The organism is Nonomuraea helvata (assembly GCF_039535785.1).
GTDB classification, from domain to species: Bacteria; Actinomycetota; Actinomycetes; order Streptosporangiales; family Streptosporangiaceae; genus Nonomuraea; species Nonomuraea helvata.
Genome location: NZ_BAAAXV010000002.1, coordinates 44,851 through 65,818 on the forward strand (window position 1 = coordinate 44,851; position 20,968 = coordinate 65,818).

Annotated in this window: 22 protein-coding genes; 5 read left to right on the plus strand and 17 right to left on the minus strand. The window is 70.0% G+C overall.

The genetic code is table 11. The features are described 5' to 3' along the window. Window positions 1–187 precede the first annotated feature (187 nt). The 5 genes from ABD830_RS16035 to ABD830_RS16055 all read right to left on the minus strand — a co-directional run bounded on the left by ABD830_RS16035 (window position 188) and on the right by ABD830_RS16055 (window position 4,063). Window positions 188–814 (minus strand): MATE family efflux transporter, encoded by a 627-nt coding sequence (locus ABD830_RS16035; RefSeq protein WP_344987788.1) that lies wholly within the window; start codon window positions 812–814, stop codon window positions 188–190. 31 nt (window positions 815–845) lie between these two features. Next, complete coding sequence (locus ABD830_RS16040) at window positions 846–2,390, minus strand: ISKra4 family transposase (protein ID WP_344987790.1); 1,545 nt, start codon at window positions 2,388–2,390, stop codon at window positions 846–848. A 184-nt stretch (window positions 2,391–2,574) separates the two neighbouring features. Beyond that, window positions 2,575–3,033 carry a hypothetical protein gene (locus ABD830_RS16045; RefSeq protein ID WP_344987792.1) on the minus strand — a complete coding sequence of 153 codons (459 nt, stop codon included), beginning with the start codon at window positions 3,031–3,033 and terminating at the stop codon, window positions 2,575–2,577. An 80-nt stretch (window positions 3,034–3,113) separates the two neighbouring features. Continuing rightward, complete coding sequence (locus ABD830_RS16050) at window positions 3,114–3,881, minus strand: MATE family efflux transporter (protein WP_344987794.1); 768 nt, start codon at window positions 3,879–3,881, stop codon at window positions 3,114–3,116. Window positions 3,882–3,940: 59 nt separating this feature from the next. Further along, window positions 3,941–4,063, minus strand: a complete 123-nt coding sequence (locus ABD830_RS16055) for a hypothetical protein (RefSeq protein ID WP_344987796.1) — start codon at window positions 4,061–4,063, stop codon at window positions 3,941–3,943. 277 nt (window positions 4,064–4,340) lie between these two features. Between ABD830_RS16055 and ABD830_RS54645 the strand changes: the two genes are divergently transcribed. Next, on the plus strand, window positions 4,341–4,454 hold the full coding sequence (locus ABD830_RS54645) for a hypothetical protein (RefSeq protein ID WP_486348593.1): 114 nt from the start codon (window positions 4,341–4,343) through the stop codon (window positions 4,452–4,454). Here ABD830_RS54645 and ABD830_RS16060 read toward each other — a convergent pair. From ABD830_RS16060 to ABD830_RS16075, 4 genes are read right to left on the minus strand one after another with little or no spacing between them, the layout of a single operon-like run. Then, the gene (locus ABD830_RS16060) at window positions 4,423–6,120 is read right to left on the minus strand and encodes an amylo-alpha-1,6-glucosidase (protein ID WP_344987798.1); all 1,698 of its coding nucleotides are present in this window, start codon (window positions 6,118–6,120) and stop codon (window positions 4,423–4,425) included. The genes ABD830_RS54645 and ABD830_RS16060 overlap by 32 nt on opposite strands. A gap of 25 nt (window positions 6,121–6,145) precedes the next feature. Further along, the gene (locus ABD830_RS16065; protein WP_344987800.1) at window positions 6,146–6,952 is read right to left on the minus strand and encodes a carbohydrate ABC transporter permease; all 807 of its coding nucleotides are present in this window, start codon (window positions 6,950–6,952) and stop codon (window positions 6,146–6,148) included. Further along, complete coding sequence (locus ABD830_RS16070) at window positions 6,949–7,899, minus strand: carbohydrate ABC transporter permease (RefSeq protein WP_344987802.1); 951 nt, start codon at window positions 7,897–7,899, stop codon at window positions 6,949–6,951. The genes ABD830_RS16065 and ABD830_RS16070 overlap by 4 nt, the downstream gene beginning before the upstream one ends. 6 nt (window positions 7,900–7,905) lie before the next feature. Beyond that, entirely contained in the window at window positions 7,906–9,192 is a 1,287-nt protein-coding gene (locus ABD830_RS16075) for a sugar ABC transporter substrate-binding protein (RefSeq protein WP_344987804.1), read from the minus strand. Window positions 9,193–9,422: 230 nt separating this feature from the next. Here ABD830_RS16075 and ABD830_RS16080 point away from each other — a divergent pair, with 230 nt between their 5' ends. Next, window positions 9,423–10,439 carry a LacI family DNA-binding transcriptional regulator gene (locus ABD830_RS16080; protein ID WP_344987806.1) on the plus strand — a complete coding sequence of 339 codons (1,017 nt, stop codon included), beginning with the start codon at window positions 9,423–9,425 and terminating at the stop codon, window positions 10,437–10,439. Window positions 10,440–10,477: 38 nt separating this feature from the next. Here the strand turns inward: ABD830_RS16080 and ABD830_RS16085 are convergent, their stop codons facing one another. Further along, window positions 10,478–10,963, minus strand: coding sequence for a nuclear transport factor 2 family protein (locus ABD830_RS16085; protein ID WP_344987807.1), 486 nt, complete (start codon window positions 10,961–10,963; stop codon window positions 10,478–10,480). Further along, a complete protein-coding gene (locus tag ABD830_RS16090; protein WP_344987808.1) occupies window positions 10,960–11,982 on the minus strand; it encodes an ArsR/SmtB family transcription factor in 1,023 nt (340 codons plus the stop codon). Before ABD830_RS16090 ends, ABD830_RS16085 begins: the two co-directional genes overlap by 4 nt. A gap of 194 nt (window positions 11,983–12,176) precedes the next feature. On the opposite strand from ABD830_RS16090, the gene ABD830_RS16095 reads away from it, so the two are divergent. Both ABD830_RS16095 and ABD830_RS16100 read left to right on the plus strand, forming a co-directional pair. Then, window positions 12,177–13,172 carry an ArsR/SmtB family transcription factor gene (locus ABD830_RS16095; RefSeq protein WP_344987809.1) on the plus strand — a complete coding sequence of 332 codons (996 nt, stop codon included), beginning with the start codon at window positions 12,177–12,179 and terminating at the stop codon, window positions 13,170–13,172. 50 nt (window positions 13,173–13,222) lie between these two features. Next, window positions 13,223–14,104: a class I SAM-dependent methyltransferase gene (locus ABD830_RS16100; RefSeq protein ID WP_344987811.1), complete on the plus strand. Its 882-nt coding sequence runs from the start codon at window positions 13,223–13,225 to the stop codon at window positions 14,102–14,104. Between the two features lie 13 nt (window positions 14,105–14,117). Here the strand turns inward: ABD830_RS16100 and ABD830_RS16105 are convergent, their stop codons facing one another. Both ABD830_RS16105 and ABD830_RS16110 read right to left on the minus strand, forming a co-directional pair. Beyond that, complete coding sequence (locus ABD830_RS16105; protein ID WP_344987813.1) at window positions 14,118–14,531, minus strand: LLM class oxidoreductase; 414 nt, start codon at window positions 14,529–14,531, stop codon at window positions 14,118–14,120. 307 nt (window positions 14,532–14,838) lie between these two features. Continuing rightward, complete coding sequence (locus tag ABD830_RS16110; protein WP_344987815.1) at window positions 14,839–15,768, minus strand: NmrA family NAD(P)-binding protein; 930 nt, start codon at window positions 15,766–15,768, stop codon at window positions 14,839–14,841. A gap of 118 nt (window positions 15,769–15,886) precedes the next feature. On the opposite strand from ABD830_RS16110, the gene ABD830_RS16115 reads away from it, so the two are divergent. Beyond that, window positions 15,887–16,480, plus strand: a complete 594-nt coding sequence (locus tag ABD830_RS16115) for a TetR/AcrR family transcriptional regulator (RefSeq protein WP_344987817.1) — start codon at window positions 15,887–15,889, stop codon at window positions 16,478–16,480. 68 nt (window positions 16,481–16,548) lie between these two features. On the opposite strand, the gene ABD830_RS16120 is transcribed toward ABD830_RS16115, so the two are convergent. From ABD830_RS16120 to ABD830_RS16135, 4 genes are all read right to left on the minus strand, one after another. Continuing rightward, window positions 16,549–17,649, minus strand: coding sequence for a winged helix DNA-binding domain-containing protein (locus ABD830_RS16120; RefSeq protein ID WP_344987819.1), 1,101 nt, complete (start codon window positions 17,647–17,649; stop codon window positions 16,549–16,551). 297 nt (window positions 17,650–17,946) lie between these two features. After that, on the minus strand, window positions 17,947–19,476 hold the full coding sequence (locus tag ABD830_RS16125) for a helicase HerA-like domain-containing protein (RefSeq protein ID WP_344987821.1): 1,530 nt from the start codon (window positions 19,474–19,476) through the stop codon (window positions 17,947–17,949). 143 nt (window positions 19,477–19,619) lie between these two features. Next, complete coding sequence (locus ABD830_RS16130; protein WP_344987823.1) at window positions 19,620–20,360, minus strand: hypothetical protein; 741 nt, start codon at window positions 20,358–20,360, stop codon at window positions 19,620–19,622. Continuing rightward, window positions 20,347–20,859 (minus strand): SigE family RNA polymerase sigma factor, encoded by a 513-nt coding sequence (locus tag ABD830_RS16135; protein WP_344987825.1) that lies wholly within the window; start codon window positions 20,857–20,859, stop codon window positions 20,347–20,349. Before ABD830_RS16135 ends, ABD830_RS16130 begins: the two co-directional genes overlap by 14 nt. Window positions 20,860–20,968 lie beyond the last annotated feature (109 nt).

Sequence of the window (20,968 nt, forward strand, 5' to 3'; positions counted from 1 at the left end):
TCTTCCGCAGTGGTGCACTGGTTAGATCAGGCTGGAAGATGGCCAAGGTTGCGTGACGGCCCACTGGCTCGTACAGGCTTTTGGAGCCGATGATCGCGTAGTCGGAGAGAGTGGCCTGGTTGTCGACGGGGTGCGGCTGCGACGGAACACCGCCCCGTGCCCGTCGTCGTCCGGCTCCCGTTGTGCTTCAGCGGGTCGGGACGGCTGCCTGAGCGGCGCTGCCCCTGGCCGACAGTTTTCGTATGTGTCGTACGGCGATGAGGGGCACCGTCACGCCGATCAGGTTGCAGTACGCCACCGCGGCGTAGAAGGCGTCCGCGCTGCCGGCGGCGTGTGCCGCCGCCGCGCCGACCGCGACGATCAGGCCGAAGTAAATGGCGTTGAGCGCGATGGCCCGGAAGCCGCCGCCGGTCTCCTCCATGACGGTCAGCGAGGCGAGCACGGGTCCCTGGACGGCGTAGGTGAGCGCCACGGCGCTCAGGTAACTGCCCGTAGCTGCGGCCACCCCGGCGTCGCCGCCTATCAGCCGCGCCAGCGGGTCATGCAGTGACCACACCAGCACCGCGATCACCATGTAGGTCACGACGGTGACCTCGATGCCGCCGCGCATCGATTCACGGATTCCCCGCCATTCGCCCGCGCCGCGTTGCTGGTTGATGGTGATCGCTGTGGCTGTACCGAGGACCATGCCCGGCAGCAGCACGACGCTCTGCAGGGTGGAAGCGACCGTGAACCCGGCCACGGCGTTCTCCCCGTAGTTCCCGAGGACGCCGATGACCGCGAGGTTGTACGCAGAGAGCACGAGAAAGGACATGGGTGCGGCTCCTCCTGAGTGACTGAAGCGATCAAGCCGTAAGGGCGTATCCGTCCTGGTAGCCGGTCTGATGGACGCGCTCGTGTTGCCGGGCGAGATGGAAAGTCCAGTACTCCTCCAGATGACCGTTGGCGACCAGCGCGCGGAGCTTCAGCACCGCCTCGGCCCCGGCCAGGCCCCACCGCGCCCCGGCCAGGTCGAACCTGTCGGCGATCAGATGACGGCACGCGCCCTCGACCACCCCGGTCGCGATTGGCCATCCCGCTTCCAGCGCCTGGTCATACCGCAGATGCTCGGCGTTGTTGGACAGATAGCGGATGCACGCGTCGATGCCGTCACGGTGCTGCGCGCCGGCTGTGGCGGCCTGCGCGGTCAGCGTGCTGATGACCTGGCCGGTGTGCCCGGCCAGCAGGGCCAGGGCATGCCCGGCGACCCAGTCCTCCGCGGCCGGCGCCGCGGGCGGGTGCAAACTCCACGCAGCAGCCCATAACTTCTCCAGCACGTGCACGAAATCGATCACGATGTGGACGCGGATGCGGCGCCGGGCGGCTTCGGCGATGATCAGGTCGAGCTGGTGGCGGGCCCCGTCGACGAGCACGACCCAGGGACGGGCGTGCGCGGGATCACGGGCCTCGGCATGGTCGAACACCTTGGCGATCACAGGGCCGGGGCCGGTGATGACCGAGCCACACAGCCACTTGCGCGTCGCGTTCGGCCGGGCCCGTGACAGACGCCGGCCGGATCGCCCGCCCGGGACGGCGATCACATCGTGCGGCCGCCGCGGCGCCGGTTCGGCGTCGTAGACCACCCCTAGCGTCGCCATCCGTTTGCGCGCCGGTTTCTCCCCGGCCGCCAGCCGCGTCCGGAACGTGGCTCGGGCGCGGGCGGCGGCCTTCGCGGTCGCGGGCCGCAGCGCTTCGGGGCGCATCGCGATGCCTTTGCCGTCCACGCTGATCGCCAGCACCGTGGACGCCGTGCACGGCAGCACGGTCCGCGCGGCGTAGAAGGCGTCGACGTCAGCCGCGGCCTGGGCGACCAGCTGCTCGATCTGCCGTTTGCCGATCACCTGACCGCACCGTGTGGTGATCGCCGCCAGGGCGGCGTCGAACGAGCCGCGCACCGTCTCGATGACCGCGAGCTTCGCCAGCCCGGCCGAGTGTCGCACCGCCGGCAGCGATAACGCCGCGTCCGCCGGATAAACGTTGCCGACGCCCGGGGCCCGCCACGCGCACCGGGTGACCGTCACCGTCCCGGTCACCGTGGCGAGCAGGCGGTGGTGCCCGAGCTCCACCCGCCGCCGCGGCACCCCGTCCGCGCCGATCACCCCGGCAGCGCCGACGTCCTGGTGACGGGCGTGGCGTACCTGCTCCAGCTCGCGCAGCGCGCGCAGGTCAAGGTGGGCCTGCAGCAGCAGGCGCTGCAGCTCCCGGCCCTGCTCGGTGATGGTCTCCTCCAGCCGGTTATGGGCAAGCGTCCCGGTCTGCGCGTCGGTGAGGTGTCCGATGAGCCAGTTGAATGTGTTCTTCGCCTTCGCAAAGACGTCAGCGGTGGCCTCGGTGTCGTACGGTGCCTGCACAGGGCTCTTCCTTCGTCGGGGTCGATTGGGTGGCACCTTCGAACCTGACGGCGGGAGAGCCCCGCCACAATCACCCGCCCGGTGACGACGCGATTGCGTCCCGTGACGCCACGCCATCCTGCCCGGCCATCTCACGGGCCACCGGATCGGTCACCGTGAACAGTCCCGGCCCTTCTTCCTTCGCCTAGCCGCGTTCCACCAGCCGCTTCAGCTTAGAGCGCAGCCCTTCCCGCTTGGCGGCCTCATCCGGCAGTCCCATCGCCACCGCGATCTGCCCGGCCCGTATCGCCCGCCCGGCATCGGCCATGATCTCCACCGCGTCCCGGTACGCGCGCGGCAGCACCGCCGTATTCATGCCGGGTTGCCAGTGCGGCACCGTAACCACACCCAGCACCGGCGGCTGTGCCGACGGCGCGGTGCCGGCCGCGTCGGCGGCCTCGGCCTGTCCCTTGGGCTCATCGAGCAGCTGGGCCGCTTCGCCCAGGATTTCCTCGACGGTCTCCCGTGTGATCGTCAGCCGTGACAAGCGGTCCTGCTCGTCCTGCATCTGTGAGGTGAGCGCGGCGATCTGCTCGCGGATCTCCTCGATTCGCCGGCGGGCAGCGGCTTCGCGCCGTGCCAGTTCCTCGAGCAACGAGCTCATGGCCACCACCGCCTCACGGGTCTGCACTCACAGTAAAAGGCGGTTCCCGGATCAAACAGTCATGTCTACAAAAGCCCAGCTCAGGCACTCACTGAGGGAGAGCCGCACCCAAAGGACATGGCGATGGGCACACCGATGCGGCGCAGGTCGGTGAACACCTCGCGCCGCCAGATCCGTACGGTCGGCAGATGCCACAGCTCGGTGCGGCGCAGCAGCACCAGGCCCATGGCCAGACCGGTCAGACCCGCTGCCGCCTCAGAGATGGGCACCGCCGCGATCCCGATGTCGGCACCGAGCCCGAGACCGGCCACGAGGCCGATCCGCACGCTCCCCGTCCAGATGACCAGGACGGTGGCCTGTCGCACATACCCATAGCCGCGCAGGCTGGACGCGCACAGCTCCTCCCCGACGGCCAGCAGACTGGCGGCGCTGGTCCAGCGCAGGAAGGAGGCAAACGTGTCCCGCAGCCCGGCGTCCACATGAAGGAGACCAGGCAGGGAAGTAGCCGCGACCGCGAGGACCAGGTACAGGGCCGCGCCGAGCCCGAGCCATACCCTGGCCAGGCTGGCGGCGTTCGACATGACGTCCTGGGGGCGCCCGGCCCCCTTGCTGATCGCGGCGGCGACCTGGTTGCAGACCGCGAAGCCCGCACTCAGGGCAAGAACGATGAGGCTGACAGGCTGATACAGGGAACGCACATAAATGGCCTCTCCCCCCATACGCCCCAGAATGGCGATAATTCCGAGCTGGGCAGCGAAATTGAGGGACCCGGCCACAAAAAGAGGAACAGCGAGGCCGGAGATGGTTCGCCGCACCCCCCTTCTTTCATGAGCGGCCAAGGGAAACATGCGGACCTCCGGGGACGCAACGGCTGGGGGCGAATTGACCTGTGGGACGATGGCTACATTCAGTCGTGCCCGGCCCCGTACCACTCGACCAGCACCTGCCCGTCCCGCATCACCACGAGCCCGTGCAGGTTCGGCGCCTTACCCGAACGCAGGACCTCATCGACCCGCTCTGCCATTCCCACGATGCACCTCCTGAAGTCGGCACCTCCTGAATACGACCTCACACCGTGTGAGACACAAGCCGCCCAAGAAAGTCGCGCACTCTCGTTGGGCGGCGTAGATTCCGCAGGCGCGCCAAGCGCGACTGGGAGCCGATCGCCGCCACGTGCCGATCCATATCGTCTGTGATCTGATCCACGTGCTGGAACACCTCTGGCGCGGTTCACCCAGCGCAGGGTCACCTATGGGGGCGACGATCCCCGGGACCACCAGCTCGTCGCCCGCCACAGCGGCAAGTGCGTGGATGTCAGCGCCATCTCGACCGCGCCCAGGGCTCCTGTCCACCGGTGGCCCTGCAACCCGGTGGGCCAGGCCAGTCCGCTCAATCAGACGTGGCGGCTCTGGGGCCGGTGACCGCGCCTGCTCCGGTCCGCCGCTCGTGGGCGGCGGCGAGGATGAGGTACGCGCTGGCCGTCCAGGTGTAGGCGCGGTCGCGAAGTCCCTCCCCGGTGCGTGCGTCGAAGTTCTCGGCGAACCCCGACTTCTCGCACAATGCGCGGAAGCGGGCGCTGACCTCGTCGGCCAGGTCCGGGTATCCGGCGCGGCGCAGCCCGTCCTCGATCAGGACGGTCGAGGGCGCCCAGATGGGGCCGCGCCAGTAGCCGTCGTCCAGGTAGTGCGGCGAGCCGGGCAGCTCGGTGGCGGGCCCGAACGCCGTCAGGTGCCGCTCGATCCGCGCGGCCAGCGCCGCGCGGATCGGTTGCGGCAGCTCCTCCCCCAGCACGATCGGCATGAGGTCGAGCAGGCTGGAGCTGGACCACGTACGACCCGAGTGCACGCCGCGGGCGACGAACCGCTCGCCGTCCCACAGCTCGGCCAGGAGGGCGTCGCGCGTCCGGTCGGCCTGCTCGGTCCACCGCGCGGACATGTCCGGGTCGCCGGCCAGGCGGGCCAGCTCGCGCATCTGCAGCACGAGGAAGGCGGCCAGGTCGGCGCTCTCGACCACCCGCTCGGGGTCGAAGGTGGTGGCGTTGTCCCAGCCGCTGTCGTTGCCGTGCTGGTAGTGCGGCAGCTCGCGGCCGGGGGCGCGGCGGGCGTCGAGCCAGAACGATGTCCAGCGTTCCAGCAGCTGGTAGGTGCCGAGCGCCGGAGGGAGGTGGCGCACGGCCCAGCCGTGGATGGGCGGCTTGACGAAGTTGTAGAGGATCTCGGAGTGGGTGACGGAGTCGGGCAGCGCCCCCGCGGCGTCCTGGTGGTCGAAGGGCAGCCGGAACTGGTCCCAGGCCAGGTCGGGCAGGCCCTCGGCGAGGGCCATGGCGTTGAAGCAGTGGTCCCAGCTCCACACCTTGTCCATCCAGTGCTTCGACATGAGCACGGCCGGCCGGGTGACGAACCCGGCGGGACGTACGGTGGCCGACCACAGCACGTACGCGGCCAGTTCGGCGGCGGGCGTGCGGTCGCTGCGCCAGGGCGCGACCGCCGCCGCGAACGCGTCGAACTCGGCCCGTGCGGCCTTGGCCACCTGCTCGAAGGTGTCCGTGCTCGTGTAGGGGGCGCGGGCGGTCTCGTACTCCTCGATGGCGATCTCCCATGCGCCGCCGAGGACGAGCCCGCGTTCGGCGGTGCCGAGCGCCTGCGCGCCGAGATGCTCGGCCTGACCGCCGAGGAGGGTGACCCGGTAGCGGCGGCCGGTCTGGTAGACGGTGAAGACGTAGGAGCCGTCCGCGGGATCCTGGTAGAAGTACGGGCCGCTGAAGGGCGTCAGCACGGGGTCGGCGGCCAGCAGGCGGAGCCCGAGGCCACTGCCTCTGACGCGTACGGTGTCGGGGTTCTCGTAGGCCAGGTCGATCCGCCCGTCATCGCCGGCCCAGGTGAGCAGGTGCGGCGTCGCGGTGACGGCGGCCTCGGCGGTGGGGGCCAGGCGCAGGATCGGGTGCATGCCGGTCTGGTGGGAGACCAGGTGGACGTCCTGGGCGTAGGTCTTCTCCGCCACCACGGGCGAGAAGCCGAACCAGGATCCGCGATGGCTGAACGGGATTTCCCGCAGGGAGAACACCGGGCCCGCAGCGGCGACGGTCATGAAGCGAAGGTCCCTTCTGCGAAGGTCAGTCTTTGACGGCGCCCGCGGTGACGCCTTCGGCGACGTAGCGCTGGGCGATGACGAGCAGGATGGCGGCCGGGACGGAGGCGATCACGGCGGTGGCCATGATGGCGTTCCACTCCTGGTTGTTGTTGCCGATGTAGTGGTAGATGCCGAGGGTGATCGGCTGGTGGTCGCCGCCCTGGTCGAGCGTGGAGGCGAAGATGAAGTCCGACCACGCCCACAGGAACGCGAACAGCGACACCGTGATGAGCGAGTTGCGGCTGACCGGCAGCACGATCGAGACGAACGTACGCACCACCCCGGCGCCGTCGGTGCGGGCGGCCTGCAGCAGCTCCTCGGGGATTCCGGACATGAACGTGGTCAGGATGAGCACCGCGAACGGCACGGCGAGCGTGGAGTCGGCCACGATCAGCCCGGGAACGGTGTTGAGCACGCCGGTGGACAGGAAGATGGCGTAGAAGCCCATCGCCATGATGATCCCGGGGATCATCTGCGCGATGAGCAGCACGAAGCTCAGCGCCCCGCCGCCGCGCGGGCGCAGCTTGGCCAGCGAGTACGCCGCCGGCGCCGCGAGCAGCAGGGTCAGCGCGACCGTGCCGACCCCGACGACCAGGCTCACCCCCAGGTACGGCAGCTGCTGGTCCAGCACCGCCCGGTAGCCGTCCAGGGTGCCGTCGGCCGGGAACCAGTTCGGCGGGCTCTTGCGCATGTCCTGGTCACGGGTGAACGACACGTTGATCATCCAGTAGACCGGGAACAGCATCACGGCGGTGAGCAGCAGCCCGACCGCGGTCTTGACGCGCCTCATAGGGGAGCCTGCCTTCGCTGCGCGCGGATGTAGACCAGCCCGAAGACGAGAGCCGTCACGATGAGCAGGTTGCCCACGGCGGCGCCGGGCCCGAAGGAGGGCACCAGGTTGCCGAACCCGAGCCGGTAGGACCAGGTCGCGAACGTGGTCGAGGCGCCGCTCGGCCCGCCCTTGGTCATGATCCAGATGATGTCGAACACCTTCAGCGTGTAGACCAGGCCGAGCAGCAGCGTGATCGCCGACACCGGCCGCAGCAGCGGGAACGTCACCTTCCAGAACCGCTGCCAGCCGCCCGCGCCGTCCAGCGCCGCGGCCTCGTAGATGGCCGGCGGGATCGCCTGCAGCCCGGAGTAGAGCACCACGAGGTTGAACGGGATGCCGATCCAGATGTTGGCGATGACGACCGACCACAGCGACCAGTCCGGCGAGGTCAGCCAGTTGACCGGCCCGATCCCGAACCAGCTCAGCACGGCGTTGACCACGCCGGAGTCGCTGTTGAGCATCCACGACCACGTCGAGCCGGACACGATCAGCGGCAGCAGCCAGGGCACCAGGAACAGCCCCCTGAGCGTGGCCGACAGCCGGAAGTTCTTCAGGAAGAACAGCGCCAGCGCCAGCCCGATGACGAACTGGAAGGCCAGCGACACCAGCGTGAACACCACCGTGTGCCAGAGCGCGGGCCCGAACGTCGCGTCCGCGAACACCTTGGCGTAGTTGGCGAACCCGGCGAACGGGGCGTCACCCTGCACGAACGAGCGAACGGTGTAGTTGCGCAGGCTCAGCTCGACGTTGCGATAGAGCGGATAGGCGTAGAACACCAGCAGATAGAGCACGACCGGGGCGAGAAACGCCCAGGCTGCCCACTGGCCTGACCGCGCGCGTGCCGCCCGGCGACGCCGTGCCGTCGTCCGGGCGGTACGCACGGGTTCCTGTATGACTCGGCTCATGCCCGCCTACTGGATCGCGCTCGCCGCCGCGGACTGGGCCGCCGCCATCGCCTCCTGCGGCGACTTGGACCCGCTCAGCGCCGCCTGCACCGCGCCCCACATCGGCTCGGAGATCTTCGGGTACTTGGTGCCCAGGTCGTCGCTGGTGCGACCCTTGGCCGCCTTGACCGCGTCCACCCACACCTTCAGGTCGGGTGTGGCCGCCACCTGCTTGGCCTGCACCGCCTCCGTCGGGGCGATGTAGGAGAGGGTGGTGGTCGTGGTCAGCGAGTTGTCGGTGCTGGTCAGGCAGGCCACGAGCTTCTGGGAGGTGGCGTAGCGGCCGGTGTCGGACTGCACGGGAACGCTGACGAACTCACCGCCCGTCGGGGCGAGCGCGGTGCCGCCGGACTTGCCGGGGACCGGGATGATGCCGTACTCGAAGCCGGCTTTCTTGGCGTTGGCGAGCTGCCAGGTGCCGTTCTCGGCGAAGGCGTAATCGCCGCCGGCGAACTCCTGCCAGCTCGTCGTCTGGGTGTTGTTGATGACGGAGTTGGGGGCGTACCCCTTCTTCAGCCAGTCGGCCCACAGCGCCACGGCCGAGACGCCCTCGGGCGAGTCGAGCTTGGTGAGGTTCGCGCCGGAGCCCCAGAACCAGGGCAGGAACTGGAAGCTGCCCTCCTCGGTGCCGATCGCCGAGAAGGTGATGCCCTTCTTGCCGGCCGCCTTCACCTTCTCCAGCGCGGCAGTCAGCGAGGCCCAGTCCTTCACCGAGGCGATGTCCACGCCGGCCTTCTTCAGGACCTCCTTGTTGTAGTAGAGGGCGAGGGTGTTGGCGCCGATCGGGACGCCGTACGTCTTGCCGCCGCTCTGGCCGGCCGCCAGCAGGTTCGGCGCGATCGCGGAGACGTCGAGCTTGTTCTCCTCGGTGGTCGTGAGCACCCCGGCCTCCGCCAGGGTGGAGACCACCGGATTGTCCACGATCAGCACGTCCGGCGAGTTGCCCTGCTGGGCCGCCAGCAGCGCCTTGTTCGTCAGGTCGCTGGTGTCGTAACCGGTGCGCTCGACCTTCACCCCGGCGTCGGTGCCGCACTTCTCCAGCAGCTTCACCCACTCCGAGCTCTTGTCGTACTGCGGGTAGGGGTCCCAGACCGTGTACGTCCCGCTCCCGGCGGCCTGGCTCGCGCTCGTCGAGCCGCCGCCGTTGCCGTCGCCGTTTCCGGACGATGACGAGCAGGCGACCAGCCCGCCCACGGCGGCCAGAACCGCCAGACTCGCGCCGGCCGCACGCCGGCTCCTTGCCGCTGATCTCATTGAGCTGACCTCCGCTGACAGGCGTTACGCGGCTGTTTCCGAACGATGTCGAATCGATTCGTCGAATCGGTTCGCCCGAACATAGGCCTGCTTTGCCGCTCAAGTCAATGCCGAGGAGTCACGGAGTTCATCCGTCAGGCGGCATACCCTTGCCGTGAATCGGGCGGCGTCCACCTCAGGAACCGATTCGACCTACCATGGTCGGCGACCGGCGGATCGGAGGAGCACGGGTGAACATCGGAGAGATCGCCAAGCGGGCGGGCGTGTCGCGCAGCACCGTCTCGTACGCGCTCACCGGCAAGCGCCCGGTGTCTGAGGCGACCAAGAGCCGCATCCAGGCGGTCATCGACGAGCTGGGCTACCGGCCCAACGCCTCCGCCCGGGCGCTGAAGGAGGGCCGCACCCGCACGATCGGGCTGGTCATACCGCCGGCCGGCCGGCGTCTGACCGACATGCAGCTCGGCTTCGTGGCCAGCGTGGTCGACGCCGCCGCCCGCGCCGATCTCGACGTCCTGCTGTCGCCCTCGGGCGGCGAGCACGACCGCTCCTTCGAGCGCGTCGTCACCGGCCGGCGCGTGGACGGCGTCGTCCTCATGGAGATCCGGCTGGAGGACGACCGGGTCGCCCGGCTGCTGCAGAGCGGCCTGCCGTTCGTCGGCATCGGCCGTACCGGCCACCCGGAGGACATGTCCTGGGTGGACATCGACTACGAGACGCTCATCGCCAAGTGCGTCCACCACCTCGCCGACCTCGGCCACCGGCACCTGGCGCTGGTCAACCGCAACGCCGAACTGGTCGCCGCCGGCTACGGTCCCGGCCACCGCGCGCAGGCCGGCTTCGACCGCGCCATCGCCGAACGCGGCCTGCACGGCGTGCACGTCTGCTGCGCCGACGACGCCCAGGCCGGGCAGTCCTGTCTCGGGCAGCTTCTCGCCCAGCACCCGGAGCTGACCGCCATCGCCACCATCAACGAGGCCGCCGTCGCCGGCATGTACCGCGCGCTGGCCGAGGCGGGCCTGAGCGTGCCCGGTGACTTCTCCATCGCCGGTGTCGCCGCCCAGCACTGGGCCGAGAACCTGCACCCGCCGCTCACCGCCGCCGACGTCCCCGCCGACGAACTGGGCGCGAGCGCCGTCGAACTGCTCATCCAGCGCATCTCCGACCCGGACACGCCGCACCGCCACCTCCTGGTGGCGCCGCCCATCTCGCTCCGCAGCACGACGGGGCCCGTCCGGCCGCGCGTCTGACCCGCCCTACGCCCCTTGACCGCCGCTCCGGAAGACGCCTATGGTCCAGTCGAATCGATTCGACTCATCTCCCGGATTCCCCGAACGGGAAAGGCCCATGGCTGAACCCTCGTCCCGGCGGGCACGCATGCGTGTGCCACCCGCCATCCTCGCCTCCGCCCTCGCCCTGGCCCGGCCAGACACAGCCAGCGGCCCTCTTCCTTGACCCAGGTCTGCGTCATCGGCATCCGGAACGTCGAACAGCCGCCTTCGCCGGTGACGACGTCGTCGGCCACCATGCAACGCAGCACCGCGACCTGCTGCCCGACCACCGCCACCTCGGGATCGGTCAGGGACTGCTTCTTCCACGTGATGGTCCCCGCCGTGTTCGCCCGAACATAGTCATCCCGATCGAACTGCTCGCCCAGATGGGACGTCCAGTGAAAGGCCGGATGCAGTAGCCGGCGCAGCCGATCAGGATCTCCCGCGGCCAGAGCGTCCGCGCGCTCCAGGGCCGCCTCGATGACCTCGTGCTCCGTATTCATGTCTGGAGTGTTCGCGGGTCCGCCGTGCCGTCCGACCTGTTCAACAGGGCCATGCCCAGGGCGGTGGCAGTGTGGAGTGCGGTGTTGCGGTAGCGGGTGGTATGGATGAGCCCCGCCTGGCGCAGAACGGTGGCGTGCTGGCTGGCGCCTGGAGGTGTGGTGCCACTGAACGCGGCCAGTTCTGTGGTGGTGCAGCCGGGGCGTTCGGCGATGGCGACCAGTACGGCGGCGCGTGTGTTGCCGAGCAGCGCGGCCAGAGCGCCCATGGAGCCCAGGACTTCCTGCTCGGGAACAAGGGCGGTCAACCGGTTGAGAGACTGATGGTCGGGCAACGGATAGCTGACCTGTGGTTCGTTCTCGTCGTCCTCGACGATGGAGCGCGATGCGAAGGCCGACGGCACTAGCACGATGCCCTGGCCCTGAAGATGCAGATCGTGGTCGAAGCCATTCGCCATCCGCACCTCCAGCACCGGCGGCTTCCAGCGCATCCAGCGCGGGTTGGCCAAGGTGAGCAGCCGCTCGACGCCTCCGGTGAGCAGATGCTGCATCCGAACAGCGCGGTCGGCGACGAACCAGTCGGTCAGCCTCTGCCAATAGGGGCTCAACAGCTGGTCGTACAGCTGCTCGAGCACGTTGTACAGGTGCCCTCGCAGCCGTTCGTCATCGCCGAGGCTGCGGGCCCATGCCGGAACGGCTTGCCGCTCCGCCAGCATGGCGAGTTCACTGTTCACCACGTCGGATGGGGTCGCTCTGACGTGCTCGATCAGTTCTTGGAGGGTGCCCGCCTTTCCCGGGCCGAGAAAGGTCGGTGCCCACCCGACCGCAGGAACGAGGGACAACACCATGTGCGCGTGCTGCGGCAGTCGAGGCAGCACCCGTCGGCGCCAGCCGTCCAACCATGCCGCTTCACGGTCTTGCAACATCCGTATCGCCAGCTGCAGCTCCGCCAAGGGCATGGGCGCCTCGGCCACACGGGTACGAGCAAGATCCTGACTGGTGAAGTGAATGCGGTAAACCATCTACGCCCCGTAATTGGCATCCCTTGAGCTGATTCTTCCCGGACGTCGTTGTTCAAGCCAGCCTGAATCATCTGGAGATTCCGTCACCGACATCGCAGCCTGGACCTCGGTCCGGGGTTGCGGTTCTGAATCCATCGGGCCGGAAAAGCGCTTCTTGAACCCGCCGGATCTCCCCCCAGGAAGGAGCGGCCAGCGTGCTGCGCATCCACTTCACCGGTGCCGACCTGGCGAGGACCCGGATCGCCCGAGAACCTGACGCGATGTGGGAGCTGATGCTCAGCCTGCACCGGCTGCGCCGCCGCGAGCACAGCGTGGTCTACGGCGAGTGGAAGCGACGGACCCTCCGCTGCGTGCCGTCGCTCATCGGGCGGCTGACTCCCCTCGCGCCGTCCCGCGGCTACGCCGTCGACTTCCTCACCCCGCGGACGGAGTCGGGCACGCTGGAGGCCGGCATGGAGGATCTGCGCCGCACGCCACGTCAGCGGCTGCGCGCCGACTTGGAGGAACTGTCCCGCCGGCATCCCGCCGGCCGGCTGCCCCGCTGGACCCACGACCTGGCGGCCGGCGATACGCAGGCGGTGGAAGCCGTTGCAACGGCGGCCGGCGCCTACTTCGACGCGTGCCTGTCGCCGTACTGGTCCCAGATCCGGGCAGAGGTCGGCAAGGATCGGGCGCGCCGCTTCCACGTGCTGTCGGAGAACGGCTGGGAGGCGGTGTTCGCCGCGTTGCACCCGTCGGCGCGCTGGTCGTACCCGGTGCTGGAGCTGGCCTATCCGGCCGAGCACGACATCCATCTGGAGGGACGGGGGCTGATCCTGCAGCCGTCCTTCTTCTGCCGCCAAGCCCCCGTCACCTTGCGTGATCCGGAGCTCCCGCCGGTTCTGGTCTACCCCATCGAGCATGACCCGGCGTGGGCGCACGGTGGGAGCGGCGGTCCGCCGCAGGCCGTGGTAGGCCTGCTCGGCCCCACCCGCGCCCGGGTGCTGGAGGCCGTCGCTCTCGGCGTGTGCACGACGTCCGGGGTGGCGAGGCAACTGCGTGTCCCGCCTTCCACGGTCAGCCGCCAGGTCACGACGCTGCGGGAAGCAGGGCTGGTGACGAGCCAGCGTCATGGTCAGACGGTCCTCCACGCCACCACCCATTTGGGCACCGCCCTCCTCAACGGCCGGCATCCCAACGTGACCGAGTAGGGTGCGTCCCACTCACTGCCTGGCCAGGCTCTTGCGGGAGCCGTCTTCTGTTGATCAAGCAGCAGATCCCCTGCCAAACTCGGGGTGCCGAGCCAGCACGCGAGGGGACTTCTGTCGTGACACGGGACGAACGGGTGCTTCGGCACTACGCGCTGAGCGACGAGGCCGGGCGACTATGGGCCACCCCTCGTGGCGAACTCACCCGCCGCCGCACCTGGGACATCTTCGAACGGTTCCTCCCTGAAAGCGGCCAGGTTGCCGACATCGGCGGCGGTCCGGGCACGCACGCGTCGCATCTGGCCAGGCTCGGCTATGACGTGGTGCTGGTCGATCCGGTGCCCAAGCACATCGAACAAGCGACCGCTGTCGCTGCCGGCTTCCCGTGCCATCTCGGAGATGCCCGCAGTCTTCCGCTCCCCGACGCGAGTTTTGACGCGGTGCTGCTGATGGGCCCGCTCTATCACCTTGCCGACGCCGCCGATCGGCAGTCGGCGCTGCGCGAGGCCTTCCGGGTGCTGCGGCCCGGAGGCCGGTTACTGGCCGAGGTCATCAGCCGCTACGCGTGGATCATTGACGCGACTGCCCGGGGCCTTCTGGGCGATCAAGATATCTGGGACACGTTCGACCTGAATCTGCGTACGGGGCAGAGCAATATCCCGGACAGGCCCGACGACGTTTTCTGGGCCTATTTCCACCGGATAGAGGAAGTGGGACCGGAAGTGGAACGGGCCGGATTCATCCACGAACGTCTCCTGGCCGTGGAGGGGTTCGCGGGGCCGCTGGGCAACCTCGAGGAATTGCTGCGAGAGCCGGAGCAGCTCATGCGGGCGATCCGGCTGACCGAGTCCGAGCCGGCCATGCTGGGCGTCAGCGCTCACCTGATGGCAGTGGCAGCCAAACCGGTCATCGGCCTCGGGGCCGCCGCGGAGTGACGGGCGGGGCCGTTCACCGGAGTCGCGCGGCGAGCCGGCTCCACTGGTGCAAAGGCGGATGTTCGGGGGTCGAGGTGAGCACGTGGAGACTGACGTGGTCCGCGCCCGCGTCGAGGTGGTCGCGGACGCGGCGGGCGATGTCGTCGGTGTCGCCGGTGGCCACCAGCGCCTCGACCAGCCGGTCATCGAGGGACTCGGGGTTGTCGAAGCCCAGGGCCCTCAGCAGCGTGAGCCGGTTGGGCAGCGCCGCCGCCGCGTGGGCGCGGGCCAGGCCGGCCGAGCGCGAGCGGCACGGGTCCAGGACGACGAGCTGGGTGACGGCCAGCAGCGCCTCCGGTCCGAGCAGCTTCCTGGCCTGGCGGGTGTGCTCGACCGGCATACCGAGCGGATGGGCGCCCGAGGCTCGTTCGCCGGCGAGGGTGAGCATCTTCGGACCCAGCGCGGCCAGCAGCCGCGGCGGCGCCTGACGGAACGAGGGCGCCCGAAGGGGGCGGCGTCCACCGCGTCCCGGGCGTAGATGCCGGCGGCGCCGGTGGCGATGACGGTCCGCCGGGTGGCCGACAGCAGCCAGGCGGCCTGCGCCATGGCTTCGCGGCCGGTCGTCTCGGGGAACCACAGGGCCGGATAGCCGAGGTCTTCGACGGCCGCGACCGCCTCGCGGACGACGGCGGCGGGGTAGCGGTCCAGCTCGCCCGCCCAGATGCCGACCTGACCGAGGTCGATGGTCCGGCTGCTCATCGGGCCTGCCCGGCGGTGTCCTGAGCGGCCAGGAAGTCGATGATCCGGGCCGCGCCGGAGCGGGCCAACCAGGTGCGCAGGTCCATCAGTCCGGGATGCAGCGCGCGGGTGAAGGAGACGTCGGCCCGCCAGCCGGGCCCGTTGAGCCAGCTGTAGGCGAAGGCGAACTCCTCGCCGGCCTCGGCGATCACCTCGAGCGGGATCCGGACGTACGGCAGCTGCCGCCCGACGGCGTCGGAGATGGCGGCGGCGATCTGTACGGGGGTCAGCTCGTCCCCGGCCAGGTCCACCGCGCGGCCGATCCACTCCTGCGGCCGGGCGAAGGCCAGGGCGGCGAAGTGGCCGACGTCGTCGACGGCCATGATCTGCTGTGGCACGTCGGCGGCGAACGCGGTGGCCACGGCGCCGTCGTGCAGGTGGTAGGCGCCGGTGTAGTTCTCCATGAAGGAGACCGGCCGCAGGAACGTCGCGGGCAGGCCCAGCCGGGTGATGTGCTGTTCGATCCGCCACTTGCTGACCACGTTCTGCGGCAGCTTCTCGGTGTTGTGGCGCCCCGCGCCGGCGACCGAGGCGTAGACCAGGTGCCGCATCTTCGCGGCATGGGCCGCGTCGGCGACGTTGCACCCCCAGCGGACCTCATCCTCGGCGGAGAAGCCCGCCGGGGTGCCCGGTGAGCCGACGGTGGGCTGGACGCTGAACATGCCGTAGGCGCCTTCGGCCACGGCGATCAGCGAGGCGACGTCGTCCATCTCGGCCTGCACGAGCTGCGCTCCGGCCCGCGCCAGGGCCCGGGCCCGGGTGGTGCCCGGATCGCGGGTCACCGCCCGCACCGGCCGGCCGGCTGCGAGCAGCTGCTCGGTCACGGCACGGCCCTGCAGGCCGGTCGCCCCCACAACGACGATGGTCTTGTCTTCCGTGGTGTTCACGCTGCGTCTCCAGAGAGTTGGCATGGAGCAGCCACTCCGACAAATGGGGTGGCCCCCCGGTTACGGTTGAGTACGATATGGAGGGCCACCCCGTTTTCGCAAGCCCGCCGGAGACCGCATGCCGCACGACAGCCGTACGCCGATGCCGCCCGCACGGCCCAGGCGCGCGGACGCCCGCCGCAACTACGACCGGATCCTCGCCGCCGCCACCGCAGCCGTCGCCGAGCAGGGGGCGGACGCGTCCCTGGAGGAGATCGCCCGGCGCGCCGGCGTCGGCTCGGCCACCTTGCACCGGCACTTCCCGTCCCGGCAGAGGCTGCTGGAGGCGGTCTTCCGCGACAAGGTCGAAGCCCTGTGCGCCACCGCCCGCGACCTGGCGATCGGCCCCGAGCCAGGTCAAGCCCTGGTCACCTGGCTCAGGGCCGTTGCGCGGCACGCCTCGTCCAACCGGGGCCTGGCCGCTTCGCTGATCCAGGGCGCCCAGGACGGCGACCCCGGCCTGGGCGACACGTGTCACGACCTGATCGTGAACGCCGGGCAGGAACTGCTGGGTCGTGCCTGCCAGGCGGGCGCCGTACGCCCCGACATCTCGATCGTCGAGCTGCTCAAGCTCGTCAACGCCATCTCCCTGGCCACCGAGCACGAACCCGACGCCGCCGATCAAGCCGACCGGCTGCTCGACCTCGCCGTCAACGGCGTGCGCCCCGCATAGGGGTCACGCACGGCCTGAAGGACAGCGGCCAGTGTGAGGGACGGTGGCCATGCGGGCTTACGTGTCACTCACTGGGGAGACGCGGCGATCTGTACGCGGTGACTGTCGTTGTCGGAGAGGAACGACGCCAGCGCCCGCCCCTCCTCGGCCACGGTGGCGCGGTCGTCCCGGGAGAAGGGGCGCAGCGGGCTGACGCTCACGGTGCCGGCCTCGACGCTCCAGGTCGCGGCGACCCGGCCGTCGACCAGGACGACGCGAGCTCCGGCGACGGACAGGCCGCGGTGGGCGTCGTCGATGATCCGGCGGCGGTCGTGGTAACCGAGGAGCGCGTTGTCGAACGCCGGCAGGAACCGCACCGGGGCGGGTGTGTCAGGGTCGGGGCGCGGGGCGTCGGGGAGGTCCAGCAGTTCCCGGCCACGCTCGTCCCGAAAGGTGATCAGCTCCTCGCGTACCGCGGCGACCGCGGCCGGCAGTCCGGCGAGGCCGCACCAGGCGCGCACGTCGGCCGTGGCGGCAGGGCCGAATGCTGCCAGATAGCGCCGTACCAGCGTTTCACCGACCGGATCGGAGCCGTCCTGGGACGGGGGGTCGATCTCGCGGCCCAGCCAGGAGGAGAGCAGGACGTTGCGCACTCCCGCCCTGGTGCGCCAGAGCCCGCGCGGAGGCAGCTGCGCCATTGGGACGAGGGCGGCGATCAGCATCTCCCCCAGCGCCCGCGGTCCCGGCGTCGGCCAGCGCTCGGCAAGCGCCCGCGCAAGCTCGGTCATCGAGCGCGGCTCGTCATCGGCCATCACCGCCCGGCCCGCTGCGGCGAGCTCGTCGAGATCTGTCCCGGCGAGCTCGCGGCGATAGGTCCCGAGTACGCGCTGGCGCAGCATGGCGTCATGGCGGGCCCGCCAGGCGAGGGCGTCGTCGGCGGCGAGGAGGTGGACGGTGCGGCGCATGAGGTGGGTGCGCACCACGCCCCGCCGGATCAGCAGGTCCGAGAGCACCGCCGGGTCGAACGCGCGCAGCCGCGACCAGAGCCCGACGAACGGTTCCTGCGGTTCCTGCGCCTGCAGGCCGCACAGGTGCGCGACGGCGTCGAGGACCGGCACGTCGGCGCGATCGAGCAGCAGCTGCCGGGCGAGCGTCGCGCGGTTGAGCGCCCGGGTATTGAGAACGGTCATCGGCTCAGGCCCCGGTGCGCTCGCCGATGGGCCTGTGGACGGTGTCGGTCAGGGCGGAGCGTGGGTCGCGAGCGCGGCGCCCAGGTCGCCCCGCTCTGCGTCGCGGGTTGAGGGAGTGTGGCGGTGGCGGTCACGGCGTTCGGGTCCTTCGGGTTGTCGTCGTCGACTGGCACGCGACAACGGTCGCAGGCGAAGCGGACAGGGAGTGTCCTATTCGGACCATGCCCAGGGCCTGGGCGGGCCGCGCTGCGGCCCTACCCCCAGCTGGTCTTTTCTGTGTCGCCGAGCCTCGCGGGTTCAGCGTCGCCCGCGGCGGGCGGTGCCGAAGATGGATCTGGTGATCTCCCGGCCGAGAGCGGATGCCGCCGACCGCGCCATCGAGCGGAACTCCTTGGACTCCAGCACGCTCTCCAGCACGGACTGCTTGGGCTCGGGCTTCCGCTCCCTGGGCCTGTCCGGCTCGCGCGGCGCTTCCGGAGCGGGGGCGGCGGGGGTCTCGGGGCGCTGCTGGTCGGACAGTTTCGTGGACAGGATCTCGTACGCCGACTCGCGGTCGACCGCCGTGCCGTACTTCTGCTGAAGCGGCGAGGCGCCGATGACGCTCTGGATCACGTCCGGGCTCGACGGCGCCATGAGCGTCTGAGGGGCGCGCAGGCGGGTCCAGGCCACCGGGGTCGGCGCGCCCGTCTCCGACAGGACCGTGACGACGGCCTCGCCGGTGCCGAGTTCGGTCAGCAGCCGTTCCAGGTCGTACGCGGACTCGGGGAAGGTCGACACGGTGGCCTTGAGCGCCTTGGCGTCCTGGGGGGTGAAGGCGCGCAGGGCGTGCTGCACGCGCGCGCCGAGCTGGGCCAGCACGTCGCCCGGCACGTCCTTCGGCGTCTGGGTGACGAAGAACACTCCCACCCCCTTCGACCGGATCAGCCGCACGGTCTGGGTGATCGACTGCAGGAACGCCTTGGACGCGTCGTCGAACAGCAGGTGCGCCTCGTCGAAGAAGAACACGAGCTTCGGCTTGTCGACATCCCCCACCTCGGGCAGCACGTGGAAGAGATCGGCGAGCAGCCACATCAGGAAGGTGGAGAAGAGCTGCGGCCGGTCCTGCACGGCGGGCAGCTCGAGGATGGAGATCATCCCGTGGCCGTCCGGGGTCACCCGGAGCAGGTCGCGCACGTCGAACTCCGGCTCGCCGAAGAACGCCTCCGCCCCCTGCGCCTCGAAGTTGGTCAACGTCCGGAGGATGACCCCCGCCGTCGCCGCCGACAGACCGCCGATGCCGCTCAGCGCCTCAGGCGTGGCGGTCAGATACCGGATGACCGCGATCAGGTCCTTGAGGTCCAGCAGCGGCATTCCGTTCTTGTCGGCGAAGTAGAAGATCAGTCCGAGCGACGACTCCTGCGTCTCGTTGAGCCCGAGGACCTTGGCGAGCAGGGTCGGCCCGAAGGCCGTCATGGTGGCGCGGATCGGAACCCCGGCCCCCAGGCCGCCCAGGGAGAGGAACTCCACCGGACAGGCCGTGGGCTGCCAGGCCTGGCCGACCTCGGCGGCCCGCCGGGTGACGCGATCGGAGGCCGTGCCCGGCGAGGCCAGCCCCGACAGGTCGCCCTTGATGTCGGCGAGGAACACCGGCACGCCCTGGGCCGCGAGCTGCTCCGCCATGAGCTGGAGGGTCTTCGTCTTGCCCGTTCCGGTGGCACCCGCCACCAGTCCGTGCCGGTTCAGCGTGCTCAGGGCGATCCGGATCTGTTCGGAGGGGTCGGCGGTGCCGTCCTCACGCACCAGGGCCCCGAGTTCGAGCGCCGGCCCCTCGACGTCGTACCCCTTCATCAGATCTCCCCTCGTAGGTCGGGTCGCCTGGACGGCCCCCGGCGCCCAGCCGACCCGATCTACCGCTCGCGTGACAGCACTGGATGCGCGCAATGTTGTTACCCATTGTGATGTATATGTCACAGAGCGGACAGAGGGAGGCCCTAGTTGTCGGCGGTGAGCCCTTCGGCGATCTTGGTGAGCTCGCGTTCGACGGCCTTGGCGTCGGGGAACTTCTTCACGTACGTAGGGCTGAACATGATCTCGGCCCGCCGCTGCTCCCCCATGTTCAGGAAGAGCGTGGGGGTGCCCGCCATGCCGTCCTCGCCGACGTTCGCGATGACCGAGTAGCCGGTCCGGTCGCCGACGGTCACCTCTTTGCCCTCCCCCTCGTCGCGGTGCGCCTGCACGCGCTCGTCGAGCTGCTGGACGGCCTCACCCTCGTACACGAAGATCTGCACGCAGTAGGAGCCGGGCTCGTCGCCGTCGAAGTTCCACGAGGTCGAGTAGCTGTCGCCGTAGTCCACCGACCAGTTGCCCCACTTCAGGCCCTTGGGCAGGTAACCCACCTTGACGTGCTTGAGCGTCTTCCCGTCGCCCAGGTCCCCGAGGCTGGGGGGTTCGGACGGCACGGGCGGGGTGTCGTCGATGGCGGGCGGACCCAGCGTCTCGGAGACGGCCGGCGTCTCCGAGACAGCGGGCGTCTGCATGGCGCCCGGGGCCACCGTCAGGTAGAGGGGGGCTGCCGCGATGACGGCCACCGACGTGGCCAGGGCCGCGACCCTGCCCTGCGTCCTCTTCCGCCGCGTGGACCGGACGACCCGGTCCACCAGGTCGGGCGCGGCGTGCAGCCGCGCGGTCTCGTCCGCCATGACCTGGCGGAGCCGTTCCTCAAGCGTGGGCATTGCCGATCACTCCTTCCACGGATGTCTCGCCGAGCGCTGCACGCAGCTTGGCCATCGCCTTCGATGTCTGGCTCTTCACCGTGCCGACCGTGCAGCCGAGCACCTCCGCGGTCTGCGCCTCGCTGAGGTCCTCCCAGTACCGCAGGACGACCACCGCGCGCTGCCGGGGAGGCAGATCGCGCAGCGCGTCCATGAGCAGGTGGCGCAGATCGACGTCGGTCGAGCGCGCCGCCCTCTCCGGCAGGATGCGCATCGGGATGATGCTCAGGATCGCCCGGCGGCGGGCCCGGCTGATGGCGGTGTTGATGATGACGCGGCGCACATAGGGCTCGGGGCTGTCGTGCCGCACCCTGTCCCAGTTCCTGTAAGTACGCTCCAGCGCCGTCTGCAGCAGGTCCTCCGCCTCCGCCTCGTTCCCGCAGGCGAGATAGGCGACCCGCAGCAGGGTCGTGGCCCTTGCGGCCACGAATGCGCCGAAGTCGTGCTCCGCGCCGCTCACGTCTGTCTGTCCCGTTTCACGCCTCCTAATACGCCTTGGATCCTCCAACAGTTGCCCGAGTGTCGCAGGCAACCTTGTCAGGCGCCCAGGCGTATTGGGGGACGTCACT